Here is a 2,642-nt window from a genome sequence, read left to right on the forward strand (position 1 = left end):
ATCGAGCAGGGCCTGACCGGCAAGGACGTCGATGCCTGGCTCGACGCGGCCAACATCACCGTCAACAAGAACGCAGTGCCCAATGATCCGCAGTCGCCCTTCGTCACCAGCGGCATCCGTATCGGTACGCCAGCGATGACCACGCGTGGCTTTGGGCTCGACGAGGCGCGTGATCTTGCCGGCTGGATGTGCGATCTGATCGACGCGCGTGGCGATCAGGCCATGATCGATCAGACCAAGGCCAAGGTGCTCGAGCTGTGCAAGCGCTTCCCGGTCTACGCGCGTTGAGCTTGCACACCGCTGAGCGCATCTGCCGCTGGCACCTGCACCTGCACTGGCACCGGTCCTGAGGCAGAGACGGCTGCATGCGCTGTCCCTACTGTGGTGCGCAAGACACCAAGGTGATGGATTCCCGGCTCTCTGGCGACGGCGATCAGGTGCGCCGTCGGCGCCGCTGTGGCGTCTGCGGCGAGCGTTTCACCACCTATGAGTCGGCTGAACTCAACCTGCCGCGAGTGATCAAGCGCGATGGCACGCGGGTACCGTTCGATGGCCACAAGCTGCGCGCTGGCCTGATGCGCGCGGCCGAGAAACGCCCGGTCAGTACCGAGCAGGTCGAGGCCGCCATCGCGCGCATCCAGCGTCAGCTCCTGGGGACCGCTGAAGGCGAGATCAGTTCGCGCGAGATCGGCGAGTTGGTGATGAACGAGCTGCGCACGCTCGATGAAGTGGCCTATGTGCGCTTCGCCTCGGTCTATCGCAAGTTCGAGGATGTGGCCGCCTTTCGCGAGGAGATCGAGCGGCTCGAACGGGATCCAAGACCCGAGGTGCGACGCGCTCAACTCGATCTCCTGGATACGCTCGATAAGAAGGAATCTTGAGCGTGGTCGCCGGCGGAGGACAGATGAAGAGCGGCGTGGAATCCAGGCTGGAAGGCAGGAGGGAGCGCCTGGGATGCCTGGGACGCCTGGAACGCCTATGACGCGTGGATCGACTCGGGTAGACGAGCGGGATCTCGCGCTGATGGCGCGCGCCCTCCAACTCGCCGAGCGCGGGCTCTATACCACCGACCCGAATCCGCGCGTCGGTTGCGTGCTGGCGAGAGAGGGACAGATCGTCGGCGAAGGCTGGCACCGCCGCGCCGGCGAGCCGCATGCCGAGCGCCTGGCGATCGAGGCCGCCGGAGCGGCTGCGCGCGGCGCCACCGCCTATGTCACCCTCGAGCCCTGCTGCCACCATGGCCGCACGCCGCCCTGTACCGATGCCTTGCTGGCGGCGGGCGTCAGCCGCGTGGTGGTCGGTATCCAAGACCCCAACCCGCGCGTCCATGGGCGCGGGCTCGAGCGCCTGCGCGCAGCCGGTGTCGAGGTCGTCACCGGTGTGCTCGAAGGGCCTTGCCGCGCGCTCAATCCGGGCTTCGACAAACGCATGCGTCTCGGTCTACCGTTCGTGCGCGTCAAGCTCGCGGCCAGTCTCGACGGGCGCACCGCGCTGGCCAATGGCGAGAGTCAGTGGATCACCTCGGCGGCGGCGCGCACCGATGTGCACTGGCTGCGCGCGCGTTCCTCGGCGATTCTCACCGGCATCGGCACCCTGTTGGCCGATGATCCGTCGCTCAACGTCCGGCTTGCGCCGACGCTGATCCCGGCGCTGGCGACCGGCGAACCGGTGCGGCAACCGCTGCGCGTCATCCTCGACAGCGCGCTGCGAATGCCGCTCACGGCGAAGATGCTCCTGCTCACGGGCGCCACCCTGGTCGCCACCTGTGTGCAAGATGCGAAGCGCATCGCCGCCGTCACCTCCGCCGGTGCCGAGGTCTGGGTGGGTCCGCCGGATGCGGCAGGACGCGTCGATCTCGAGGCCCTGCTGCGCTACCTCGCCGAGCGCGAGATCAACGAGGTGCTGGTCGAAGCCGGGCCGACGCTGGCCGGCGCCGCGCTCCAGCAGCGACTGGTCGATGAACTCGTGCTCTACCTGGCTCCGCACCTGATGGGCAGCGACGCGCGCGGGCTGTTCCAGCTCGGGCCGCTCGCCAGCATGCGCGAGCGCGTGCCGCTCGAGTTGCTCGATGTTCGTCAGGTCGGCCCCGACCTGCGCCTACGCGCGCGCCTTGCCGAGGATACCGTCAACAGCGACGATTAGGGATCCCTGGGCATTGACGGTCCATTGCTTGATGCGCATGTATGGCTACTCGACCTGATTGCCGGACAACCCTGACCCAGGAGCCCAGATTCCACCGGATGTTCGTGTCCGCGCGTCAGGGCGAATGGCCATAAGAAGACGAAGAACGCTATTGGATGATCGCTGGCGTTATCCCAGAATGCCTCGAACGGTGTTAGGATTTCGATCGAGCGATCTCAGGTTTTTAGTGAGTTTGATGCCATGACACTCGCCCAAGAAGATCTCGACTTGATCAAGCAGCAGCTAGGCGACTACGTCAAGGAAAACCTCGGCGTTTGGCTGGCCGAGCAAAGCCTAGGCAAGCCGCCGGTGGTCTACGAGGTCGAGCTGCGCGAGCGCATGGTGCGCGTGGAAGAAGAGCTACGCCACCAGCGCGAGCTGATGCGCGAAGGCTTTGCGCAAATCGACAAGCGCTTGGAACAGGTCGACAAGCGCTTCGAGGCCATGCAGGCCAATATGGA

The 2,642-nt window shown here is 65.9% G+C and carries 2 protein-coding genes and 2 pseudogenes; all 4 read left to right on the top strand.

All coding sequences use genetic code 11. The features are described from left to right. Window positions 1-288, top strand: a pseudogene (glyA, locus tag ACLFQI_RS13285) (serine hydroxymethyltransferase); the annotation flags it as partial. A 77-nt stretch (window positions 289-365) separates the two neighbouring features. After that, complete coding sequence (nrdR, locus tag ACLFQI_RS13290; RefSeq protein ID WP_410760039.1) at window positions 366-881, top strand: transcriptional regulator NrdR; 516 nt, start codon at window positions 366-368, stop codon at window positions 879-881. A 97-nt stretch (window positions 882-978) separates the two neighbouring features. Continuing rightward, on the top strand, window positions 979-2,142 hold the full coding sequence (ribD, locus tag ACLFQI_RS13295) for a bifunctional diaminohydroxyphosphoribosylaminopyrimidine deaminase/5-amino-6-(5-phosphoribosylamino)uracil reductase RibD (protein WP_410760041.1): 1,164 nt from the start codon (window positions 979-981) through the stop codon (window positions 2,140-2,142). A gap of 240 nt (window positions 2,143-2,382) precedes the next feature. Continuing rightward, window positions 2,383-2,642 (top strand): annotated as a pseudogene (locus tag ACLFQI_RS13300) (hypothetical protein); the annotation flags it as partial.

This window comes from Halochromatium sp., assembly GCF_046541315.1.
Lineage (GTDB): Bacteria > Pseudomonadota > Gammaproteobacteria > Chromatiales > Chromatiaceae > Lamprobacter.